Raw genomic sequence first — 20,537 nt, 5'->3', positions numbered from 1 at the left:
CGCCGCTCAGGGCGCGCCGAGCGACGGCGAGAGCGGGTGCAGGGCGATCAGCAGGCATGCGGTCCAGTGGCAGAGGAAGGCCAGGACCGTGCACACGTGGAAGATCTCGTGGAAGCCGAAGTGGCCTGGCCACGGGTTCGGCTTCTTCAGCGCGTAGACGATGGCGCCGCCCGTGTAGAGCAGACCGCCGACGATCACGAGCACCATCATGGCGACGTTGGCGTCGAGCAGGTCGACGATGTACATCACCGAGGCCCAGCCGAGCAGCAGATACAGCGCGACGTAGAGCCAGCGCGGCGCGTGGATCCAGAACACGCGGAAGAGGATGCCGAGCAGGGCCCCGCTCCAGACCAGGGTCAGCAGCAGGACGCCTTTGGCCGGCGGCAGCGCCAGGGTCGCGAGCGGGGTGTACGTGCCGGCGATGAGCAGCAGGATGTTGGCGTGGTCGATCCGCTTGAGGATGCCCTTCACGCGCGGTCGCCAGTTGAAACGGTGGTACAGGGCGGAGTTCCCGAACAGCAGCAGCGAGGTGGCCATGAAGACCACCGCCGCCCACTTGGCCGCCGCTCCCTGGGACAGGGTGACGAGGACGATGCCAGCGGCGATCGCGACGGGGAACGTGCCGGCGTGGATCCACCCGCGCCAGGTCGGTTTGATCTCGGTCGCCGCGTCGGCGGCTGCCGCTTCGAGCAGCGGCAGCTTCGGGAGGTCGGCGCCGGTCTGGTCGGAAGTGCTCACGTGCTCACTCTAGGCGGGAGCGCATGCCCGTCCCCGTACATGTCCCCAGGTTCTGCACCGGCGCGGAAGGGCGGGGCAGGGTAGCGTAGGTGGGTGATGTCACGCGAGAGCCCGGGACGGGGACCGCTGTACCGGCTGTACACCAGCCGGCTGCGTCGCCACCTCGATCCGGCCTCGGTTCCGCACCACGTCGCCATGATGATCGACGGCAACCGCCGGTGGGCGCGGCAGCTCGGTTTCGACACCCCGGCCGAAGGGCACCGTGCAGGCGCCGCCAAGATGCAGGAGTTCCTCGGCTGGTGCGATGAACTCGGGGTGCGTGTGGTCTCGCTCTACCTCCTCTCCAGCGACAACCTCCGCAAACGGGACTCGGCCGAGCTCGCCGACCTCATCGAGATCATCGCGGAGCTCGCCGAGGCGCTCTCCCAGAAGGGGAACTGGCGGGTCAAGCACGTCGGCCGCTCCGACATCCTCCCCGCGGAGCTGGCGCGCGTGCTCGCCGATGCGGAGGTGCGCACGAAGGACCACACCGGCCTGCACGTGAACCTCGCGGCCGGGTACGGCGGCCGGAACGAGATCGTCGACGCGGTGCGCAGCATCATCACCACACACGAGGCGTCGGGCGGCACGCTGGAGGACCTCGCGGCGCAGCTCACTCCGGAGATGATCGGGGAGCACCTCTACACGGGCGGCCAGCCCGATCCGGACCTCGTGATCCGCACGAGCGGCGAGCAGCGGCTGAGCGACTTCCTGCTGTGGCAGAGCGCGCACAGCGAGTTCTACTTCGTCGAGGCGCTCGGGCCCGATCTGCGACAGGTCGACTTCCTCCGCGCGATCCGCGACTACGCCGACCGCGACCGCCGCTTCGGTCGCTGATCCGGGAGCCGCGGGGCGTGGCACAATGACGCAGTGAGCGCTTTCGACGACTACCTCAGTACGTTCGACGCGGAGCCCGGCTATCTGAACTGGGCGGCGTTCGGCCCCGTGTCGCCGTCCGTCCGTGCCGAGGTCATCGCCGACGCGGACCTCCTCGGGAACGGCCGGCCGTCGTCGCTGGCGCTCGTGGGGGAGCGGATCGGACAGGCGCAGGAGGTCGTCGCCGAGCTCCTCGGGGCGGAGTCCGCGGAGGTCACGCTGCAGCCGTCGTCGACGCACGGCCTCATGCACGCGCTCTACGGGGTCTCCGGCGCGGTCGTCGCGAGCACTGCGGAGTTCCCGAGCGTGAGCCTCACCCTGGAGCGCGCGGCGGCCGCGTCAGAGCACGCGGTCACGCCCCGCTGGATCACGCCCGACGACGGACGCGTCACCCCCGACGCTGTGGCCGCCGTCCTCGACGACGATGTCGTGGCCCTGGCCGTCAGCCACGTCGACTTCCGCACCGGGTACCGGGTCGACCTCGCCGCGCTGCGGGACGTCCTCGGCCCGGACCGCCTCCTCATCGTCGACGCCGTGCAGTCCTTCGGCGTGATCGACGCCGACTACAGCGTCGCGGACGTCGTCGTCGGGCACGGCTACAAGTGGCTGCGCGCGGGCCGGGGCACCGGGTTCGCCTGGTTCTCGCCGCGGGCGCGTGAACGGATCGTGCCCGTGCTCTCCGGCATCACGGGGACGGCGGCGACCGGGCTGGTCGTCGACGAGCGCCCGGCCCCGGCACCGGACGCGAAGGCCTACACGATCAGCGTGCCGGACACCCTCGCGGCCGGTCGGCTCGCGATCGGCGCGCGGGACGTCAGGGACGCCGGCGTCGCGGCCATCGAGGAGCGGCTGTCCGCGCAGGTGGACGCGGTGATCGCCACGGCCGACCGCCATGGGATCGCCGTCGCCTCACCGCGCGAGCCCCGCGAACGCGCCGGGATCGTCGCGCTCGCTCCGGAGGAACCCGCGCGGCTCGCCGCGGCGCTCGCCAACGCCGGACTCGTCGTGACCGCTCGGGGCGGGTCGATCCGCATCGCGCCGCATGCCGGCACCGACACCGAGACCCTCGGTCTGCTCGACGAAGCGCTCGGGGCCTTCGGCAGGGAATCGTTCATCGTCCCGTAACGAATAGCTGGCGTGTCGAGGCCGGGGAAAGCCCTCGGGCGGCCGTACCTTCAAGGCATCGGGCAAGGCGCCCGGTCGGGTCGGCCTCAGGTTCGCGACTCGTGACCCCCTGGTCGACTCGTTCGAATAGCCGGGAATCCCCGGGTCGGGAGTGGGTCGTGACCACACGTACAGCGCAGCAGTCCACCAGCATCGCGCAGCAGTCCACCCGTCAGACGCCGAGTCAGGCCGGGGCCGCAGAACCCGCTCAGGATCTGCGCACCTACGTCCTCGACACCTCGGTCCTGCTGAGCGATCCGCAGGCACTCTTCCGGTTCGCGGAGCATTCCGTGGTGCTCCCGGTCGTCGTCATCACCGAGCTCGAGGGCAAGCGGCACGACCCGGAGATCGGGTACTTCGCCCGCCAGGCGCTGCGGCACCTCGACGATCTCCGCGTCGAGCACGGCCGCCTCGACTTCCCGGTGGAGGTCGGCGAGGGGGGCACGCTCCGCGTCGAGCTGGGCAACGCCGACCTCTCGGTGCTCCCGGCCGGCATCCGCCTCAGCGACAACGACAGCCGCATCCTCTCCGTCGCGATGCACCTCGCGCAGGACGGCCAGGACGTGACCATCGTCTCGAAGGACCTTCCGATGCGGGTGAAGGCCGCGTCCCTCGGGCTGCGTGCCGAGGAGTACCTCGCGGAGCAGGCCGTGGACTCGGGCTGGACCGGCATCGCCGCCCTCGATCTCTCCGGCGACGACATCAGCGACCTCTACGAGAGCGAGGTCGGGCTCAGCGAGGACGTGCACGGGCTTCCCGTCAACACGGGCCTGATCATCCACTCCGAGCGCGGGTCCGCCCTGGGTCGGGTCACCGGTGACGGCGAGTTCCGGCTCGTCCGCGGTGACCGGGACATCTTCGGCATGCACGGGCGCTCCGCCGAGCAGCGCATCGCGATCGACCTGCTCCTCGACCCCGAGGTGGGCATCGTGTCCCTGGGCGGGCGCGCAGGCACCGGCAAGTCGGCGCTCGCGCTATGCGCGGGGCTGGAGGCCGTGCTGGAGCGGCAGCAGCAGAAGAAGATCATCGTCTTCCGTCCGCTGTTCGCCGTCGGGGGTCAGGAACTCGGCTACCTGCCGGGCGACCAGGGGGAGAAGATGAACCCCTGGGGCCAGGCGGTGTACGACACCCTCGGCTCCGTGGTCTCGGGGAACGTCATCGACGAGGTGGTCGAGCGCGGGCTCCTGGAGGTGATGCCCCTCACCCACATCCGGGGACGGTCCCTGCACGACGCGTTCGTGATCGTGGACGAGGCGCAGTCCCTGGAGCGGAACGTGCTGCTCACGGTGCTCAGCCGCATGGGCCAGAACTCGCGCGTGATCCTCACCCACGACGTCGGGCAGCGCGACAACCTCCGCGTCGGCCGGCACGACGGTATCGCGAGCGTCATCGAGACCCTCAAGGGACACGGTCTCTTCGGCCACGTCACCCTGACCCGCTCGGAGCGCTCCGCCATCGCCGCCCTCGTCACCGACCTCCTGGAGGGCGGCGAACTCAGCTGACCCGTCACCTGCACGGGACGGGGCCGGAGACGACGGATGCCGCGAGGACCGAGGTCCTCGCGGCATCCGTGTCGGGTGGGGATCAGCCCGGGTGGGTCATCGACAGGAGGTCGAGCTTCTCGTCCAGCTGCTCCAGCGTGAGCTCACCGCGCTCGACGTAGCCGAGGTCGATCACGGCGTCGCGCACCGTGATGCCCTTGGCGACCGAGTGCTTGGCGATCTTCGCGGCGGCCTCGTAGCCGATCAGCTTGTTCAGCGGCGTCACGATCGACGGGCTCATGCCCGCGAAGGCGGCGGCGCGGTCGAGGTTCGCCTGCAGGCCGTCGATGGTCTTGTCGGCGAGCACCCGCGAGGCGTTCGACAGCAGACGGATCGACTCGAGCAGCGCGGTGCCCATGACCGGGATGGCGACGTTCAGCTCGAACGAACCGGAGGCGCCGGCCCAGGCGACCGTGGCGTCGTTGCCGATGACGCGCGCGCACACCATGAGCACGGCCTCGGGAACGACGGGGTTCACCTTGCCCGGCATGATCGAGGATCCCGGCTGCAGGTCGGGGATGTGCAGCTCGCCGAGACCGGTGTTCGGGCCGGAGCCCATCCAGCGCAGGTCGTTGTTGATCTTCGTGAGCGACACGGCGATGGTGCGGAGCGCGCCGGAGGCCTCGACGAGACCGTCGCGGTTCGCCTGCGCCTCGAAGTGGTCCTTCGCCTCGGTGATGGGCAGCTCGGTCTCGGCCGCGAGCAGCTCGATGACCTTCTGCGGGAAGCCGAGCGGCGTGTTGATGCCGGTGCCGACAGCGGTGCCGCCCAGAGGCACCTCGGCCACGCGGGGGAGCGCCGACTGCACGCGCTCGATGCCCAGGCGGATCTGGCGGGCGTAGCCGCCGAACTCCTGGCCGAGCGTGACGGGCGTCGCGTCCATGAGGTGCGTGCGGCCGGACTTGACCGCGTCCTTCCAGAGCTCCGCCTTGGCCTCGAGCGCGACGGCGAGGTGGTCGAGCGCCGGGATCAGGGTGTCGATGAGCGCCTGGGTGACCGCGATGTGCACCGAGGTGGGGAACACGTCATTCGACGACTGCGAGGCGTTCACGTGGTCGTTGGGGTGCACGGTCGAGCCGAGGATGCGGCTCGCGAGCGTCGCCAGGACCTCGTTCATGTTCATGTTCGACGAGGTGCCGGAGCCGGTCTGGTAGGTGTCGACCGGGAACTCGCCGTCGTGGCTGCCCGCGGCGACCTGGTCGGCGGCCTGGGCGATCGCGTCGGCAATGGCGCCGTCGAGCGTGCCGAGCTCCTTGTTCGCCAGCGCGGCGGCCTTCTTGATGCGCGCGAGTGCGGCGATCTGCGTCGACTCCAGGCCCTTGCCGGAGATCGGGAAGTTCTCCACGGCGCGCTGCGTCTGCGCCCCGTAGAGCGCGTTCACGGGCACTCGCACCTCACCCATGGTGTCGTGTTCGATGCGGTACTCGGTGTCGGTCATTCCGAACCCTCCTTGGTTGCGGGGTCGATCCCCTCGGCTTCGATGCCGACCGTGATGACAGGCGCTGCCTCACCCTCGGCCAGACGATAGTTGGCGCCGACGATGCCGAGACGGCCTTCGGCGACGGCGTTGCTGATGATCTCGGACGACTGCAGCAGGTCGTTGACGGTGTTGCGCAGGTGCTCGCGTCCGACGAGCTCCGCATCGATGTCGGCCACCGTGCCGCCGCCGCTCTCCGCGAGGACCTTGCGCGCGGCAGGGACGATCGGCGCGATGAGCTTCCAGATGTGCGGGGGGAGCGGGTCGGCATCGATGGCGGTGCCGTCGATGGCGGCGCGCACCGCACCGCAGGAGTCGTGTGCGAGGACCACGATGAGCGGCACCTCGAGGACGGCGACCGCGTACTCCAGGCTCGCCACGATCGACTCGCCGATCACCTGCCCGGCGTTGCGCACGACGAAGAGGTCGCCGAGGCCGAGGTCGAAGATGATCTCGGCGGCCAGGCGGGAGTCCGAGCAGCCGAACAGCGTCGCGACGGGGTGCTGGGCCGCGGTGAGGTCCTTGCGGCGGTCGACGTTCTGGTTCGGGTGCTGGGGCTCGTCGCGGACGAAGCGACGGTTGCCGTCCTGCATCTGCTTCCAGGCGGCGGCGGGGGTCAGCGGGTGGGTCATCGGGCCTCCGAGACGGTGCGGATCTGGGGGATGAGCGACTCCGCGAGCTCGGCGGTGGAGTCGGCCGAGCGGGAGCCGTAGAGAAGCACGTAGTCGTCGCCGGCCTGGGTGCCCAGGGCATAGGTGACGTTCGCCTCCGCGCCGGCGGACCCGGGCCGATAGACGTCCCACTCCCGGCCGCCGATGCGGATGGTGTCGGTCGGGGCGACGCCGTTCAGGCGCTGCGGGGCCCACGAGGCGTCGGCGTCGAAGGCCTGGGCGAGCTTGATGAACCCGCGCTCGTCCTGGGCCGCGGGGGCGAGGGTGACCTCCCAGACGACGGGGGCTCCGCTCTGGAGCTCAGCGGCGTTCACCCGCCAGAAGTCGTCCGTCTCGGGGACGATCGCCGGGCTGCCCATGGACGACTCGACGTCCGCGGCGATGGCGGCGACGTCGATCGGCTTCGCCGCGACCGGCTCGCCCCGGGGGACGAGCGCGATGATGACGACGACGACCGCGAGGGTCACCACGAGCGCGGCGACGAGGTTGCGGACGGTCTGGCTCGACCGGTAGGCCTTGCTCGACGCGGCCTTGCGTGCGGCGGTCTCGTCGGGCGTCTCCGGTCGACCGAGGTCGGCGTTGATCGCGGGGCCCTTGCTCATGACGCGTCGCTCTCGTCGGTGGTGGCGGTGCGCGCGGCTTCGAGGCGACGCTTCGCGCCGAGCAGCCACTCCTCGCAGCGGGCGGCCAGGGCCTCGCCGCGCTCCCAGAGCGCGAGTGAGTGCTCGAGGGTGGGCGCCCCCTGTTCGAGCTCGGCGACGACCCGGACGAGCTCGTCACGGGCCGCCTCGAACGACAGCGTGTCCACAGGGGTGTCGTTCACGGCGCTCACTCCTCCATCCTACGTCGTGCCCCGGACGCCGCCCGCTCAGGCGCCTTCCGCGATCTCGCCCTCCGAGCGCACCGCGAGCGACCCTCGGTCCACCGTGAGGGTGAGCGCGCTGCCCGCAGGCGCATCGGCCGCATCGCGGAGGATGACGCCGCCCTCCAGATGCGCGATCGCGTAACCGCGGGCCAGAGTGGCGGCGGGGGAGAGGGCGCGCAGCGAGGCGCGCAGTTCACCGGTCCGCCGGCCGGCGTCGTCGAGCTGCCGGGTGACCGCGTCGCGACCGCGAGCGAGAAGCAGGAAGGTCTCCTGTGCGCGGCTGTCGATGATCGGATCGGGCGAGCGCAGCACCGGCCGGGACCGCAGCTGCTCGAGCTGGGCGATGTCGTGCGTGAGGCGCTGCGTGAGGCGGGTGGTGGCCCGGGACCGCAGCTGCGCGATGAGTGCGCGTTGCTCCCCGACGTCGGGGACGACGCGCTTGGCGGCATCGGTCGGCGTCGAGGCGCGGAGATCGGCGACGTCGTCGAGGAGGGGGTGGTCGTTCTCATGGCCGATGGCGCTGACCACCGGTGTGGAGGCGGCGGCCACGGCTCGGACGAGGCGTTCGTCGCTGAAGCCGAGGAGGGTCTGCGGGTCGCCGCCGCCGCGAGCGATGATGATGACGTCGACCTCGGGGTCGGCGTCCAGACGGGCGAGAGCCGCCAGCGTGTCCGGCACGCAGCGATCGCCCTGCACCGCGGCGTACGCGGTCTTGAACCGCACCTGCGGCCAGCGCAGCTCGGCGTTGCGGTGCACGTCCTTCTCGGCGTCTGAGCGCTCGCCGGTGATGAGTCCGATGACATGGGGGAGGAACGGCAGGCGCTTCTTGCGTGCGGGATCGAAGAGGCCCTCCTGGCGGAGCTGCACCCGCAGCCGCTCTAGGCGCTCGAGCTGGTCGCCGAGCCCGACGTGCTTCATGGCCGAGACCGCGAAGCTGAAGTCCCCGGAGCGGACGAAGTAGTCGGCCTTCACGGCGGCGACCACGTGATCGCCCACGCCCAGGTCGGCGGGGATGCGGCCGCGCACGCTTGACCAGACACGGATGGAGATCTGCGCATCGGACCGGGTGTCCTTGAGGCGGGCGAAGACGTTTCCGGCGCGCACGTTCCAGGACGTGATCTCGCCCTCGACCCACACCGTGTTCCATCGCGCCACGAAGTCGCGGATGGTGGCGTTCAGTCGGGCGACCGACGTCGGTGCCTGGGCCGTGGAGTCGCGCGGGGCGACGGCATCCGCCGGCGGGGTCTCGCCCGGTCCCGTCGTCGCTTCGAAGACTGTCATCTGCTCCCGTTCCTGCCCGCGCACTCACCGGCCCCGCCCAGCCGCACGACGGTAGAATCGAGGGGTGACTTCGACTGCCGTTCATCTTCCCGCTCCTCGCATCCCACGAGTGCGCGCCGCGGCCGGGCGGCTTCAGGATAACCCGGTGCCCGGACACAAGCGCGTCCTGCTCGCCGCCCCCCGCGGTTACTGTGCAGGCGTGGACCGCGCCGTGGTCGCTGTGGAGAAGGCGCTCGAGCGCTACGGCGCCCCGGTCTACGTCCGCAAGCAGATCGTGCACAACATCCACGTCGTGACGGAGCTCGAGGCCAAGGGGGCCATCTTCGTCGAGGAGGTCGACGAGGTGCCCGAGGGCGCGCACGTCGTCTTCAGCGCGCACGGCGTCTCCCCGGCTGTCGTCAACGCCGCGTCCGACCGTGGCCTGCACGCGATCGACGCCACCTGCCCGCTCGTCACCAAGGTCCACCGCGAGGCCGTGCGCTTCGCGCGGGACGACTTCGAGATCCTGCTCATCGGCCACGACGGGCACGAGGAGGTCGAGGGCACGGCCGGAGAGGCACCGGATCACGTCACCGTCGTGAACTCCCCGGAGGAGGCCGACACCGTGCAGGTGAAGGACCCCTCGAAGGTGGTGTGGCTGTCGCAGACGACGCTCTCCGTGGACGAGACCATGGAGACGGTGAACCGGCTCCGCACCCGGTTCCCCGAGCTGCACAACCCGCCGTCCGACGACATCTGCTACGCCACGCAGAACCGGCAGGTCGCCATCAAGAAGGTCGCCCAGGGTGCTGATCTGGTGATCGTCGTGGGGTCCGCCAACTCCTCCAACAGCGTGCGACTCGTCGAGGTCGCGCTGGAGTACGGAGCCAAGGCCGCCTACCGCGTGGACTACGCCGAGGAGATCCGCCAGGAGTGGCTCGACGGCGTGGAGACGGTCGGCGTCACCAGTGGCGCGTCGGTCCCCGAGGTGCTCGTGCGCGAGTTGCTCGACGCGATCGGCGATGCCGGGTATCGCGACGTGGAAGAGGTCAAGACGGCGGAGGAGGACCTCATGTTCTCCCTGCCGAAGGAGCTCCGTCAGGACGCCACGGGCCAGCGCGACGCGCGCGCCCTCGGCGGCCGCGCCTCCGCAGGAGGGGGTGCGTAGCGGTGAACGCCGCGGAGGCGGAGCCGACCCTCATCGGGTCCGTGCAACGCGCTCTCCGCCTGGTCGACATCGTCGCGAACTCCCCGCGCCCCCTGCCGGCGAAGATGCTCTCGTCGATCACGGGCTTGACGCCGGGTACCACCTACAACCTCGTGCGCACGCTCGTGCACGAGGGGTACCTGAGTGCGGAGCCCGACGGCCTCGTGCTGGGGGACCGGTTCCCGTCCTTCCAGCAGCAGATCGGCTCCCGAGGCGTGTTCCTCGCCCGCGTGCGCGCCGCCTTGCGCGCAGTGACCGAGGACGTCGGCGCCACGGCCTACCTGTCGCGGTACGCGGATGGGGAGATCCACCTCGTCGACATCGTGGACGCCGTGCGGAACCCTCGGATCGAGCTGTGGGTCGGGCTGCACGCCAGCGCGCACGCGACCGCCCTCGGGAAGCAGATCCTCGCCGCCCTCTCGGAAGAGGACCGGCTGGACTACCTTGCCCGTCATCGGCTCGAGGAGCTCACGCCGCGGACGATCAGCGACCGGACAGCGCTCCTCACCCAGCTCGAGCAGACCCCGGGGTGGGCGATCGATCGCGAGGAGTACGCGATCGGCGCGACCTGCGTCGCGGTCCCGGTCATCGCCCCGGGCGTGACGGCATCGCTGGCCGTCTCCCTCCCGGCCGACCAGGCCGTGGTCAACCGGCGGCTCGTCTCGAACCTGCAGCGCGCCGCCCGTCGGCTGTCGCTCCAGCTCGGGGCCGATGCGTTCGACACCGACGGGCCGGACGCCGAGTTCACCATCTGAATTCGTGACCCTGGTGCCCGCCACGTCGCTTATCTATGATCGAAGGCGTAGTGGCTGACAACGCCCTACTGATCGCCCATGGCGTCCCCAGCGCCGGCGACCGAACGGGATGAGGAGCGTCCCCAGCGCTCTCCGTCCGCGGCCCCGAGAAGTCCCCACTTCTCCGGGGCCGCTATCGGTTGGGTCCCTTTTCCTGAACGACCGACGGAGCACCGGCCGATACCATGGCGGGATGACCGACCAGCGCCCCCGCTACGGGGAACTCGCCACGCCCGAGGAGCAGCGGAGGGCCGCGGGGCTGCCGCCCGTGGCAGAGGTGGTCGCCCCGTCGGCTCCTGTCTCGGACCCCTCGCCCGCGGCTCCTGCTCCGGCGCGCCCCTCCTCGGTGGACCGCTTCGCGACGATCGCGCTTCTCGCCTATGGCCTCGTGAACGTCGTCGTCACCGGCCTGTCCTACCTCGACATCGTCCCGGTGATGAATCAGACCATGGGGATGCTGGGCATCGAGGGGGAGTTCACCAACTACGCCGCGGGCCGCACGTGGGGCACGATCGCGGCCGTCGTGCTGGCGGTCGGCTGGTGCGTCACGGCGGCCCTGTCGATCCGTCGCCTGCGTCGTGGCCGCCTCACCTGGTGGCTCCCGCTCGTCGGAGCCGTCATCACGCTGGGCTTCGCCTCGTTCTGCCTCGTCGTGCCGATGATGGGCGACCCGGCCTTCATCGCCTACCTCGACCAGGCGACCGGGGTGCGTTGACCCCGAGTAGACAGACGAAAGGGGCCCGGCATGATGCCGGGCCCCTTTCGTCTGTCTGCGGGTGTCAGCTCTTCGACTGGCCGTACGAGCCCAGCTGGCGGGTGGACTCGACCACGCGGGCGGCCATGGCCGACTCGGCGATCTTGCCCCAGGCGCGCGGGTCGTACTGCTTCTTGTTGCCGACCTCGCCGTCGACCTTCAGCACGCCGTCGTAGTTCTTGAACATGTAGTCGGCGATCGCACGGGTGTACGCGTACTGCGTGTCCGTGTCGATGTTCATCTTGATGACGCCGTTGGCGACCGCGAGGGCGATCTCCTCATCGGTCGAGCCGGAGCCGCCGTGGAAGACGAGGTCGAGCGGCTTCTCGCCGGTGTTGTACTTCGCGGCGACCTCGGCCTGGATCTCGCCGAGCAGCTCCGGACGCAGCTTCACGCCGCCCGGCTTGTACACGCCGTGGACGTTGCCGAAGGTGAGCGCGGCGATGTAGCGGCCCTGCTCGCCGAGGCCGAGCGCCTGCACGGCCTGGTCCACGTCGGCGAACGTCGTGTAGAGCGCCTCGTTCGAGCCCTCGTGCTGCACGCCGTCCTCCTCGCCGCCGACGACGCCGATCTCGACCTCGAGGATGGCGTTGATGGCCTTCATGCGGGGGAGCAGCTCCTTGGCGATCTCGATGTTCTCCGCGAGCGGCACGGCCGAGCCGTCCCACATGTGGGACTGGAAGATCGGGTTGTGGCCGGCCTTGACCTCTTCCTCCGAGGCGGCGATGAGCGGCTCGACGAAGCCCGCGAGAGCGTCCTTCGGGCAGTGGTCCGTGTGCAGGGCGACGGTGACCGGGTAGTTCTTGGCGACCTCGGTGGCGTAGCGGGCGAAGGCGAGGGCGCCGGTCGCGCGGGCCTTGACCGTGTGGCCGGCGAAGTAGTCGGCGCCACCGGTGGTGACCTGGATGATGCCGTCGGAGCCGGCCTCGGTCAGGCCCTGGAGGACGGCATTGATCGTCTGCGAGCTGGAGACGTTGAACGCGGGGTACGCGAAGCCGCCTGCCTTCGCGCGGTCGAGCATGTCGGCGTACTGATCCGGGGTGGCGACGGGCATGAGAACTCCTGCGGTAGGTGAAGCCGGGACAGCTGCCACTCTATCGGGGCGGGTGTCCGGCTCCGGCAGGAGGAGTCGCGCGTCGGTGGGCGCCGTCCTTCGGTGGTGTTAAGAACCGCGATTTCTTCCTCGCGCACCGGCGGAAAACGAGCCGATCGATCCCCTGCTCGCGGATAGGCTGGGGCTCATGGTGAGTCTGACTGCCGACCTGAGCCCGCTGCGTCCCGACCGTAACCTCGCGATGGAGTTGGTGCGCGCGACCGAGGCGGCGGCGATCCGTGCCGTTCCGTTCATCGGTCGCGGTGCGAAGGAGGCTGCCGACGGCGCCGCCGTCGACGCCATGCGGGCGTTCCTCGGGACGGTCGACTTCCAGGGCCGCGTGGTGATCGGCGAGGGCGAGAAGGACAACGCCCCGATGCTGTTCAACGGCGAGGTCGTCGGCACGGGGCGCGGCCCGCTGTGCGACATCGCGGTCGACCCGATCGACGGTACGTCGCTGACCGCAGCCGGCCGGCAGAACGCGCTCTCGGTGATCGCCGTGTCCGACCGCGACACGATGCTCGACGCCTCCAGCGTCTTCTACATGGACAAGCTCGTGACCGGGCCCGCCGGTGTCGGCGTCGTCGACATCCGCCTACCCATCGGCGAGAACATCCGCAAGCTCGCCGGTGCGCTGGACAAGCCGGTCGACGAGATCGTCGTCTCGGTGCTCAACCGCCCGCGGCACGAGCAGCTCATCCAGGAGATCCGCGACGCCGGTGCCGGTACGCGTCTCATGAGCGACGGCGACGTCGCCGGTGGCATCAACGCCGCCCGCCACGACGCCCGTACCGACATGTGCGTCGGCATCGGCGGCAGCCCCGAGGGCATCGTCACCGCGTGTGCGATCAAGGCCCTCGGCGGCCACATCCAGGGACGGCTCTGGCCGCGCGATGACGACGAGCGCCAGCGCGGTATCGACGCGGGGCTCGACATGGACAAGGTCTACGAGGCGGACGACCTCGTGCAGGGGAACAACACGATCTTCGTCGCGACCGGCGTCACAGACGGCCAGCTCGTGGCCGGGGTCCGGCGGGAGCGCGGTTACGTGTACACCGAGAGCGTGGTGCTGCGCGGAGCCTCCGGAACGCTGCGCCGCATCGCGTCGGAGCACCTCGTCTCGAAGTGGCTGTGACGGCTCTCCCGCCGGCATGATCGCGGGGGGGACTCTCGCCATCGTTACCGACCCGGTATCGCCTCCTGCACGGGTCGGGCCCGGTTCGGCGAGCCGCCGTGTCACAATTGTCACTGGGTTTGTCGCCGTCGACGGAGCCGCCAGGCACCGCAGGCACAGGAGGGCGAACGCATGACAACGCAGCACACGACCGGCTCGAAGAGCGCCGCGCCGACGAAGATCATCACCACGAATACCGGACGCATCCTCCGGGTGAGTGCCGATGCCGAAGCGGCCGCCGTGGCCCCGCCAGCACCCGTCGCTCAGCCGGCCGTCGATCCGGCTCGCCGCGCCGACGTGCTGTTCCGCGTCCGTCGCGCCGAGGGGCACGAGGTCAGCGCCTGGTGGATGATCGGTGCCTTCCTCGCGACGAGCGGCCTCGTCATCCTGCTGCTCAGCGGCGTGCCCGGCGTCGCCTGACGCTCCCGCGGTCGGAGGATCCGGTCGCTCCCGTCGTCACTGCTCCCGGTCGTGGAGCGCGGCGGCGTGGTCGAGACGAGCGCGCACCTCGCCGACGTCGGCCTGCATCGCATCGGCGGCCTCTTCGGCCTCGGTCGGGGCCAGGAGCTCCGGAGCGGTGAAGCGCCGCCCGTCCGCGGTGATCGGCGACGCCGGTGCCAGGGCCTCCGCATCGACGCCGGGGAACTGCCGGGCGGTCACGAGCACCCGGGACTCCAGGGATCCTGCGAAGCGGTTGTAGCTGTCGACCGTGCGCTCGATCGCCCGGCGCAGGTCGTCGGCGTGACCCGCGAGCGTGCCGAGGCGCTCGTAGAGCTGCGTGCCGAGCGCCAGCAGCGTCCGGGCCTCGGTGGACACCTCCTGCTGGGTCCACGTGTAGGCGACGGTCTTGAGGACCGCCCAGAGGTTGACCGGAGAGGCGAGGGCCACGCGACGGCTGAATGCGTAGTCGAGCAGCGTCGGGTCCTCGTCGATGGCGGCCGCCAGCAGCGACTCGCTCGGAAGGAAGCAGATGACGAACTCGGGGCTCGCGTCGAGGCCCGACCAGTAGGCCTTCTTGGCGAGGGCGTCGACGTGGGCGCGGACGGCGCGGACGTGCTTTTGCATGTGGGCGCGTCGCTGGGGTTCGTGGGCGTCGCCGAGGGGGAGGGCGGAGGCCTCGAGGTAGGCGTCGAGGGGCACCTTCGCGTCGACGGCGATGGACGTGCCGCCCGGAAGGCGGACGACCATGTCCGGGCGTCCCTGGCCGCGGTCGGAGGTGATCGTCGCCTGGAGGTCGAAGTCGACGTGTCTGGTCAGCCCCGCCGCCTCGACGACGCGCCGTAGCTGGGTCTCGCCCCAGACGCCGCGCGTGGACGTGGAGCGCAGCGCACCCGCGAGCGACTCGGTCGTCGCGCGGAGCGCTTCATCGGACTCCTGGGCACGCCGGAGCTGCTCGGCGAGTGTGCCGAACTGCGCCTGACGCTCGCTCTCGATCGCGGCGACTTTGGACTGCATCTGCTGGAGACTCTCGCGGACCGGTGCCAGAGCCTGCAGGACGGCGTTCTGCTGCTGGACACGCTGAGCCTCCGCCCGCTGCTCGGTGCGGGCGTGCTCGACCGCGTCCCGATAGAGGTCGTACTGGCGGTCGCGGTCGTCTCGCGCGGCCGCGAGCTCCGCCTGCGTGCGTGCGATGTCGGCGGCGCTGCGACCGGCTCGCAGGAACCACCCGAGAGCGACGCCCGCGGCGAGGGCCACGAGCAGGAGAACGATCGACAGGGCATCCATGGCTCCATGATGCCGGGGGCGTCCGACATCGCCGGGAGGACGCGAGGTGCGTCAGGCGACGGCGCGCTCCAGTGCCGGCACGGCGGGCTCGGTCACGCGGAGGCCGAGGACATCGGCGAGCGCGAAGACATCCGCGGCTCCGGCCCGCGCGGCCGCGTCCACGATGATCTGGGCGCAGGCGAGGGCATCCGCCAGCGCGTCGTGATGCGAGAACTCCGCGTACCCGGCCGCCGCGGCGGCGAGCGGCAGACGGTACGAGTCGAGCTGGTAGGTCTTCCGCGCCACCTGGAGGCTGCACAGCGACCGGTACGGCGGACAGATCTGACCCGTGACCTCGGTCGCCCGTCGCAGGACGTTCAGGTCGAAGCCGGCGTTGTGGGCCACGAGCACGTCGGCGCCCGCGAAGCCGCACAGACGGTCGAACTGATCGACCCACGTCGCCGCCGACAGCACGTGCTCGGGGCGGATGCCGTGGATGCGGACGTTCCACTCCTGGAACTCGTCATGGCCGGGCGGGGGCTGGATCAGCCAGTTCGCGGTGGCGACGACCTCCCCGTCCCGCACCCGCACGAGTCCCACGGAACACGCGGAGGCCGGGCTGGAGTTCGCGGTCTCGAAGTCGATCGCAGTGAAGTCCAGTGGCACGTCCTCACTCTCTCCCGGGCCTCCGACGTCGCTGTGCAGGCTCGCCGTATGCTGGCCACATGGCGGACGAACTCGCGAGATCCTTCGGCGCGGCGGCCGGAAGCTACGAGGCCGGACGACCCGAGTACCCCTTCGAGGCCGTCGCCTGGATGCTGGAGCCGATGGCGGACGGTACGCGGCGGGTGGCCGATGTCGGCGCCGGGACCGGCAAGCTCACGCGGGCGCTCGTCGCAGCTGCGGACGCCGAGGTGGTGGCGATCGATCCGGACCCCGCGATGCTCGCGGCCCTTCGCGACGCCGTCCCCGGGGTGCCCACGTTCGTCGGGACCGCCGAGGGGCTGCCGCTTCCGGACGCGAGCGTGGACGCCGTCGTCCTGGGTCAGGCGTGGCACTGGGTCGAGCCGGTCGCCGCGTCGGCGGAGATCGGTCGCGCGATGCGCCCGGGCGGTGTGCTCGGGCTCATCTGGAACCTCCGCGACGAGCGCGTGGACTGGGTGCGCCGGCTCACCGACATCATGCACGGCAGCAACGCCGAGATCATGCTTGCTGCGGGCGACCCCGTGGTGGCGGAGCCCTTCGGCGCTCTGGCGCAGGAGCGCTGGGAGTGGTCGCGCCCCATGACGCGGGAGCTCCTGCATCGTATGGCCGCGTCCCGCAGCGCCGTGATCACCGCCGACGATGCCGAGAAGGACCGGATCCGCCGCGAGATGGACGCCCTGTTCGACGAGCTCGGCCTGCGCGGGGACGACGCGATCGAGGTGCCCTACGTGACGAGGGCCTTCCGAGCGGTCCGCGACTGAACAGGCGTCCGCGCCGCATCAGGCACTTTTCCCACCCTGCCGCCTGACCCCGCGTGGGTGCCTGCCCTGGCGAGGGTGAGGTGGGGGAGAGCGGCGCAGGTAGACTCATACCCCGTGGCTCTCACTATCGGAATCGTCGGCCTGCCCAACGTCGGCAAGTCCACCCTCTTCAACGCTCTCACCAAGAACGACGTGCTCGCGGCGAACTACCCGTTCGCGACGATCGAGCCGAACGTCGGCGTGGTGAACCTTCCCGACCCGCGGCTCCAGAAGCTCGCGGAGATCTTCGGCAGCGAGCGCATCCTGCCCGCCGCGGTGTCGTTCGTCGACATCGCCGGCATCGTGCGCGGGGCGAGCGAGGGGGAGGGGCTGGGCAACCAGTTCCTCGCGAACATCCGCGAGGCCGACGCGATCGCCCAGGTGGTGCGCGGGTTCTCCGACGACGACGTGGTGCACGTGGACGGTGCCGTGAATCCGGCGTCGGACATGGAGACCATCAACGCCGAGCTCATGCTCGCCGACCTGCAGACCGTCGAGAAGGCGATCACACGGTACGAGAAGGAGGTCCGCGGCAAGAAGATCGACCCGTCGGTCCTCGAAGCCGCGAAGGCCGCCAAGGACGCCCTGGAGCGCGGGATCCTGCTCTCCACGAGCGGCCTCGACCTCGAGCCGATCCGCGAACTCGGGCTCCTGACCGTCAAGCCCGTCATCTTCGTCTTCAACGTCGACGAGTCCGTGCTGACCGACGACGCCCGCAAGGCCGAGCTCGCCGCCCTGGTCGCGCCGGCGCAGGCGATCTTCCTCGACGCGAAGATCGAGTCCGAGCTCAAGGACCTCGACCCCGAGGACGCCGCCGAGCTCCTCGCCTCGACGGGCCAGGACGAGTCGGGCCTCGACCAGCTCGCCCGCATCGGCTTCGACACGCTCGGTCTGCAGACCTACCTCACCGCCGGCCCCAAGGAGGCCCGCGCCTGGACCATCCCCAAGGGATCGAAGGCCCCGCAGGCCGCCGGCGTGATCCACACCGATTTCGAGAAGGGCTTCATCAAGGCCGAGATCGTGTCGTTCGACGACCTCGTGGAGACCGGTTCCGTGCAGGAAGCCCGTGCGAAGGGCAAGGCGCGCCTGGAGGGCAAGGACTACGTCATGCAGGACGGCGACGTCGTGGAGTTCCGCTTCAACAACTAGGTATTCGGAGAGCGATGATCGATCACGACAGAGCAACGCTGGCGATCTACAGCGAGTCGCGCACTGTCGCGGAGATCACCGCCTCGCTCCGGCTCGAACCCACCGAAGCTGCGAACATCGGCGAACAGACCCGGTCCGGCCGGGCAGGACGCGCGTACAAGCCCGAGTATCTGACCTATCAGCGGACGACGTGGCTTCTTGACGTGACCGCACGTTCAACGGGCGACGACGAAGGTGTCAATGCGAGCCTGATCACGGATCTTGCCGCCATCGGATGTGAAGTTCGTGGGACCGTCTTCCTCGATGATCATGATGCAGGACGTGACGGAGTGGAGTTCCGCTTCGACGACTGATAGGTTCCGGCTTATCGGAAGGCGGGCGATGTCTCGATCGACAGCACGAACGGCAGCGCTCGCGTCCGTGGGGGTGGTGGCCCTGCTCTTGGTCGGGTGCGCCGCAGAAGGAACCGGGGACACGTCGAGTGCTCCATCCCCGCCCGCGACCCGCGGGCCCGAGCCCGAGCCCGTGACGGCGGAGGCACCGGAGCCGACCACGACGGACCGCTGCGTCCGACTGTCCGAGGTCGTCAGCTACACCGACGACTGGCGGTGGGAGCGACGACAGCCGCTCGTCGACCTCGGCGCCAGGGAGTTCGCGCAGGGGGAGGTGACCCTCGATGACGACGGTCATGTCGTGACGTACACGGTCGCGCCCGGCGACGTCGAGGCGGTGATCGCCGAACGGCTCTGCGCCTACCCGTCCCTCGCCTCGCTGAATCACGTGCGCGATCTCTCCCCGGGGCAGATGCTCTGGCTCACCCCGGATCCCGACTCGCCCTGGGTGCCGTACTTCAGCCCGCTGGATGCCGAGGCCGGATTCGCACAGATCCCCTACCAGAACGCCATGACGGCGGCGGGTCTCGCGGTCGACGCGGGGGACATCGACGGCGTGCGTGCGATCTGGAACGACACCCTGGCGGGCATGTTCACCGACCCCGCCACCATCGAGGCCATCCAGAAGGTGGTCGACGCCGGCGACCCGGACGCGCTGCGCCAGCTCTTCTCCTAAGTCCGCCGAACCCGCGGCCGGAGCGAGGTCTGGATCTCACTCGCTCCGCCTGAGAGAGTGGTGGGGTGCAGCAGGCAGAGACGAGTCGACCGCGGCTCCTGGGGAGAGCCCTGCCGGCGGTCGTCGTCGTGCTCGTGACGTGGCTGCTCCTCTGGCTGGCTCAGGGAGTGCCGACGGTGTGCGCCCTCGCGTTCCCCTGCCCCACGCCGGACGTCCGTGTCGCCCCGGCCCTGCTCTTCGGCGGGCTGCTGCTCGTACCGACGGTCGTCCTGCTTCTCACGTCCGGATCGCGCCACGGGCGGAGCGGGGTCCGCGCCGTCGCGTGGGTGCTCCTGGTCGGCATGGCCGTCGTGGGCCTCGGCGCGGTGCTGTTCTCGGGCGGCTTCAGCATCGGTCTCGGTCGCTGACGTGCGACGGCTCAGCGCCGTACACCCGCGTCCGGCCCATGGCGATCCTCGAACGCACGGAGCGCGCGCCTCGCGCGGCGGGTCTCGACGATACCGACGATGATCCCGGCGGCGAACACGATGATGCTGAGAACGCGCCATAACCCGGCGGGCGCATCGAGGAGGAACGCGACCGTCCAGCCGACCGTCATCACCGAGGAGAACACGATCGCGTAGACGCCCCAGTTCCGCCGCCGTTCCAGCGCCATGCGCTGCTGGATGAGCGACGGCTCCGGTCCGCCCGCGGGCCCGCTCATACCCGGAGGGAGGAACCCTCGTCGCTCGCGGCCGGAATCGGAACCGCAGCGCCGGAGCGGGTGCGGAACCACAGGGTGAGCTCGAACAGGGCGCGCTCCATCGTGGAGTCGTCCGCGCCGTCGACGAGGTCGTCGAAGGAGTCGCGGAAGCCCGTGGGGGCGGCGGTGTTCCCCGTGCGGAACGACCGATAGCCCATCGACCAATCGGAGAAGAGCCGGGCGGTGATCGGCGTCTCCAGCAGGATGCGCATCGCGCGGTGACGCGGATCGTCGGCGATCGCGTCGACGAGTCGGCGCACGGCCTCGACCGGTCCTTCGAGGACCTGGAGGAAGCGTCCCTGGCGGAAGAGGAGGAGGCCCGTGATGTCGCGGGCCGCGTTCGACCGGCGGCACTGCTCGAGCAGCTGCTCCAGAGCGGTCTCCCGGAACGGCTGCGCCGCCGTGCTGGTGTAGACGAGGCGGAGCAGCCCGTCGGCCCTGGCCGCCGTCACCCCTGCACCAGCTCCGGAGCGCCGAGGGCGGCGTCGCCCTCCGAGGGGCCGGCGTGGGCGACGACCTCCGTGGTCGCGTCGCTCAACGTGGCGTGCAGACCGAGCGGCTGCGCGGACGCGGAGAACGCGGCGAAGCGGCCGTCGGGCTGACGGTCGACGTAGCCGAGGAAGTCTCCGCCGCGGCTTCCGACATGGAAGCCGTCCTCGACGCACGCCCAGAGGACATCCGATGCGGGGTGGGGGGAATCAGGCACGGCTCCACAC

25 protein-coding genes are annotated in these 20,537 nt (G+C 70.5%); 13 read left to right on the top strand and 12 right to left on the bottom strand.

Annotated features, from left to right (window positions below):
* Positions 1-6 precede the first annotated feature (6 nt).
* Complete coding sequence (locus tag AB0300_RS11210; RefSeq protein WP_366216016.1) at positions 7-738, bottom strand: hemolysin III family protein; 732 nt, start codon at positions 736-738, stop codon at positions 7-9.
* A 96-nt stretch (positions 739-834) separates the two neighbouring features.
* Between AB0300_RS11210 and AB0300_RS11205 the strand changes: the two genes are divergently transcribed.
* The 3 genes from AB0300_RS11205 to AB0300_RS11195 all read left to right on the top strand — a co-directional run bounded on the left by AB0300_RS11205 (position 835) and on the right by AB0300_RS11195 (position 4,319).
* A complete protein-coding gene (locus tag AB0300_RS11205; protein ID WP_366216124.1) occupies positions 835-1,614 on the top strand; it encodes an isoprenyl transferase in 780 nt (259 codons plus the stop codon).
* A gap of 33 nt (positions 1,615-1,647) precedes the next feature.
* Positions 1,648-2,778, top strand: a complete 1,131-nt coding sequence (locus AB0300_RS11200; RefSeq protein WP_366216015.1) for an aminotransferase class V-fold PLP-dependent enzyme — start codon at positions 1,648-1,650, stop codon at positions 2,776-2,778.
* 254 nt (positions 2,779-3,032) lie between these two features.
* Positions 3,033-4,319 (top strand): PhoH family protein, encoded by a 1,287-nt coding sequence (locus AB0300_RS11195; RefSeq protein ID WP_231729609.1) that lies wholly within the window; start codon positions 3,033-3,035, stop codon positions 4,317-4,319.
* Positions 4,320-4,401: 82 nt separating this feature from the next.
* Here the strand turns inward: AB0300_RS11195 and AB0300_RS11190 are convergent, their stop codons facing one another.
* The 5 genes from AB0300_RS11190 to xseA are packed head-to-tail and all read right to left on the bottom strand — an operon-like array spanning position 4,402 to position 8,652.
* Complete coding sequence (locus AB0300_RS11190; protein WP_062633568.1) at positions 4,402-5,796, bottom strand: class II fumarate hydratase; 1,395 nt, start codon at positions 5,794-5,796, stop codon at positions 4,402-4,404.
* Positions 5,793-6,467 (bottom strand): carbonic anhydrase, encoded by a 675-nt coding sequence (locus tag AB0300_RS11185; RefSeq protein ID WP_025103947.1) that lies wholly within the window; start codon positions 6,465-6,467, stop codon positions 5,793-5,795. Before AB0300_RS11185 ends, AB0300_RS11190 begins: the two co-directional genes overlap by 4 nt.
* Complete coding sequence (locus tag AB0300_RS11180) at positions 6,464-7,108, bottom strand: DUF4245 family protein (protein WP_025103948.1); 645 nt, start codon at positions 7,106-7,108, stop codon at positions 6,464-6,466. The genes AB0300_RS11185 and AB0300_RS11180 overlap by 4 nt, the downstream gene beginning before the upstream one ends.
* The gene (locus AB0300_RS11175; RefSeq protein ID WP_060922691.1) at positions 7,105-7,338 is read right to left on the bottom strand and encodes an exodeoxyribonuclease VII small subunit; all 234 of its coding nucleotides are present in this window, start codon (positions 7,336-7,338) and stop codon (positions 7,105-7,107) included. The genes AB0300_RS11180 and AB0300_RS11175 overlap by 4 nt, the downstream gene beginning before the upstream one ends.
* 36 nt (positions 7,339-7,374) lie before the next feature.
* Complete coding sequence (gene xseA / locus AB0300_RS11170) at positions 7,375-8,652, bottom strand: exodeoxyribonuclease VII large subunit (RefSeq protein WP_062766407.1); 1,278 nt, start codon at positions 8,650-8,652, stop codon at positions 7,375-7,377.
* Positions 8,653-8,752: 100 nt separating this feature from the next.
* Between xseA and AB0300_RS11165 the strand changes: the two genes are divergently transcribed.
* The 3 genes from AB0300_RS11165 (at position 8,753) to AB0300_RS11155 (ending at position 11,347) form a co-directional block, all read left to right on the top strand.
* Positions 8,753-9,799, top strand: coding sequence for a 4-hydroxy-3-methylbut-2-enyl diphosphate reductase (locus AB0300_RS11165; protein WP_366216123.1), 1,047 nt, complete (start codon positions 8,753-8,755; stop codon positions 9,797-9,799).
* A 2-nt stretch (positions 9,800-9,801) separates the two neighbouring features.
* The gene (locus AB0300_RS11160) at positions 9,802-10,593 is read left to right on the top strand and encodes an IclR family transcriptional regulator (protein WP_366216014.1); all 792 of its coding nucleotides are present in this window, start codon (positions 9,802-9,804) and stop codon (positions 10,591-10,593) included.
* A 232-nt stretch (positions 10,594-10,825) separates the two neighbouring features.
* Positions 10,826-11,347, top strand: coding sequence for a DUF6264 family protein (locus tag AB0300_RS11155; protein ID WP_366216013.1), 522 nt, complete (start codon positions 10,826-10,828; stop codon positions 11,345-11,347).
* A 64-nt stretch (positions 11,348-11,411) separates the two neighbouring features.
* Here the strand turns inward: AB0300_RS11155 and fbaA are convergent, their stop codons facing one another.
* A complete protein-coding gene (gene fbaA, locus AB0300_RS11150) occupies positions 11,412-12,440 on the bottom strand; it encodes a class II fructose-bisphosphate aldolase (protein ID WP_366216012.1) in 1,029 nt (342 codons plus the stop codon).
* 187 nt (positions 12,441-12,627) lie between these two features.
* Here fbaA and glpX point away from each other — a divergent pair, with 187 nt between their 5' ends.
* Both glpX and AB0300_RS11140 read left to right on the top strand, forming a co-directional pair.
* Positions 12,628-13,614 (top strand): class II fructose-bisphosphatase, encoded by a 987-nt coding sequence (gene glpX, locus AB0300_RS11145; protein ID WP_025103955.1) that lies wholly within the window; start codon positions 12,628-12,630, stop codon positions 13,612-13,614.
* 171 nt (positions 13,615-13,785) lie between these two features.
* Entirely contained in the window at positions 13,786-14,073 is a 288-nt protein-coding gene (locus AB0300_RS11140) for a hypothetical protein (protein WP_025103956.1), read from the top strand.
* Positions 14,074-14,109: 36 nt separating this feature from the next.
* Here the strand turns inward: AB0300_RS11140 and AB0300_RS11135 are convergent, their stop codons facing one another.
* Together AB0300_RS11135 and AB0300_RS11130 are read right to left on the bottom strand one after the other, a co-directional pair.
* Positions 14,110-15,378, bottom strand: a complete 1,269-nt coding sequence (locus AB0300_RS11135; RefSeq protein WP_366216011.1) for a DNA recombination protein RmuC — start codon at positions 15,376-15,378, stop codon at positions 14,110-14,112.
* A gap of 51 nt (positions 15,379-15,429) precedes the next feature.
* Positions 15,430-16,023 (bottom strand): exonuclease domain-containing protein, encoded by a 594-nt coding sequence (locus AB0300_RS11130; protein WP_025103958.1) that lies wholly within the window; start codon positions 16,021-16,023, stop codon positions 15,430-15,432.
* Between the two features lie 59 nt (positions 16,024-16,082).
* Between AB0300_RS11130 and AB0300_RS11125 the strand changes: the two genes are divergently transcribed.
* The 5 genes from AB0300_RS11125 to AB0300_RS11105 all read left to right on the top strand — a co-directional run bounded on the left by AB0300_RS11125 (position 16,083) and on the right by AB0300_RS11105 (position 19,486).
* Positions 16,083-16,823 carry a class I SAM-dependent methyltransferase gene (locus tag AB0300_RS11125; protein WP_366216010.1) on the top strand — a complete coding sequence of 247 codons (741 nt, stop codon included), beginning with the start codon at positions 16,083-16,085 and terminating at the stop codon, positions 16,821-16,823.
* 114 nt (positions 16,824-16,937) lie between these two features.
* Positions 16,938-18,011 (top strand): redox-regulated ATPase YchF, encoded by a 1,074-nt coding sequence (gene ychF / locus AB0300_RS11120; protein WP_062766410.1) that lies wholly within the window; start codon positions 16,938-16,940, stop codon positions 18,009-18,011.
* Between the two features lie 14 nt (positions 18,012-18,025).
* Positions 18,026-18,364 (top strand): hypothetical protein, encoded by a 339-nt coding sequence (locus tag AB0300_RS11115; protein WP_366216009.1) that lies wholly within the window; start codon positions 18,026-18,028, stop codon positions 18,362-18,364.
* A gap of 172 nt (positions 18,365-18,536) precedes the next feature.
* Complete coding sequence (locus AB0300_RS11110) at positions 18,537-19,079, top strand: hypothetical protein (RefSeq protein WP_366216008.1); 543 nt, start codon at positions 18,537-18,539, stop codon at positions 19,077-19,079.
* A gap of 65 nt (positions 19,080-19,144) precedes the next feature.
* Entirely contained in the window at positions 19,145-19,486 is a 342-nt protein-coding gene (locus tag AB0300_RS11105; protein WP_366216007.1) for a hypothetical protein, read from the top strand.
* An 11-nt stretch (positions 19,487-19,497) separates the two neighbouring features.
* Here the strand turns inward: AB0300_RS11105 and AB0300_RS11100 are convergent, their stop codons facing one another.
* From AB0300_RS11100 to AB0300_RS11090, 3 genes are read right to left on the bottom strand one after another with little or no spacing between them, the layout of a single operon-like run.
* On the bottom strand, positions 19,498-19,782 hold the full coding sequence (locus AB0300_RS11100; protein WP_366216006.1) for a hypothetical protein: 285 nt from the start codon (positions 19,780-19,782) through the stop codon (positions 19,498-19,500).
* A complete protein-coding gene (locus tag AB0300_RS11095) occupies positions 19,779-20,273 on the bottom strand; it encodes a BLUF domain-containing protein (protein WP_366216005.1) in 495 nt (164 codons plus the stop codon). Before AB0300_RS11095 ends, AB0300_RS11100 begins: the two co-directional genes overlap by 4 nt.
* Positions 20,270-20,527: a hypothetical protein gene (locus AB0300_RS11090; protein ID WP_025102908.1), complete on the bottom strand. Its 258-nt coding sequence runs from the start codon at positions 20,525-20,527 to the stop codon at positions 20,270-20,272. Before AB0300_RS11090 ends, AB0300_RS11095 begins: the two co-directional genes overlap by 4 nt.
* Between the last annotated feature and the right edge of the window lie 10 nt (positions 20,528-20,537).

This window comes from Microbacterium sp. NPDC078814 (assembly GCF_040702645.1).
Taxonomy (GTDB): domain Bacteria; phylum Actinomycetota; class Actinomycetes; order Actinomycetales; family Microbacteriaceae; genus Microbacterium.
This window is presented reverse-complemented; position numbering and strand designations above follow the sequence as displayed.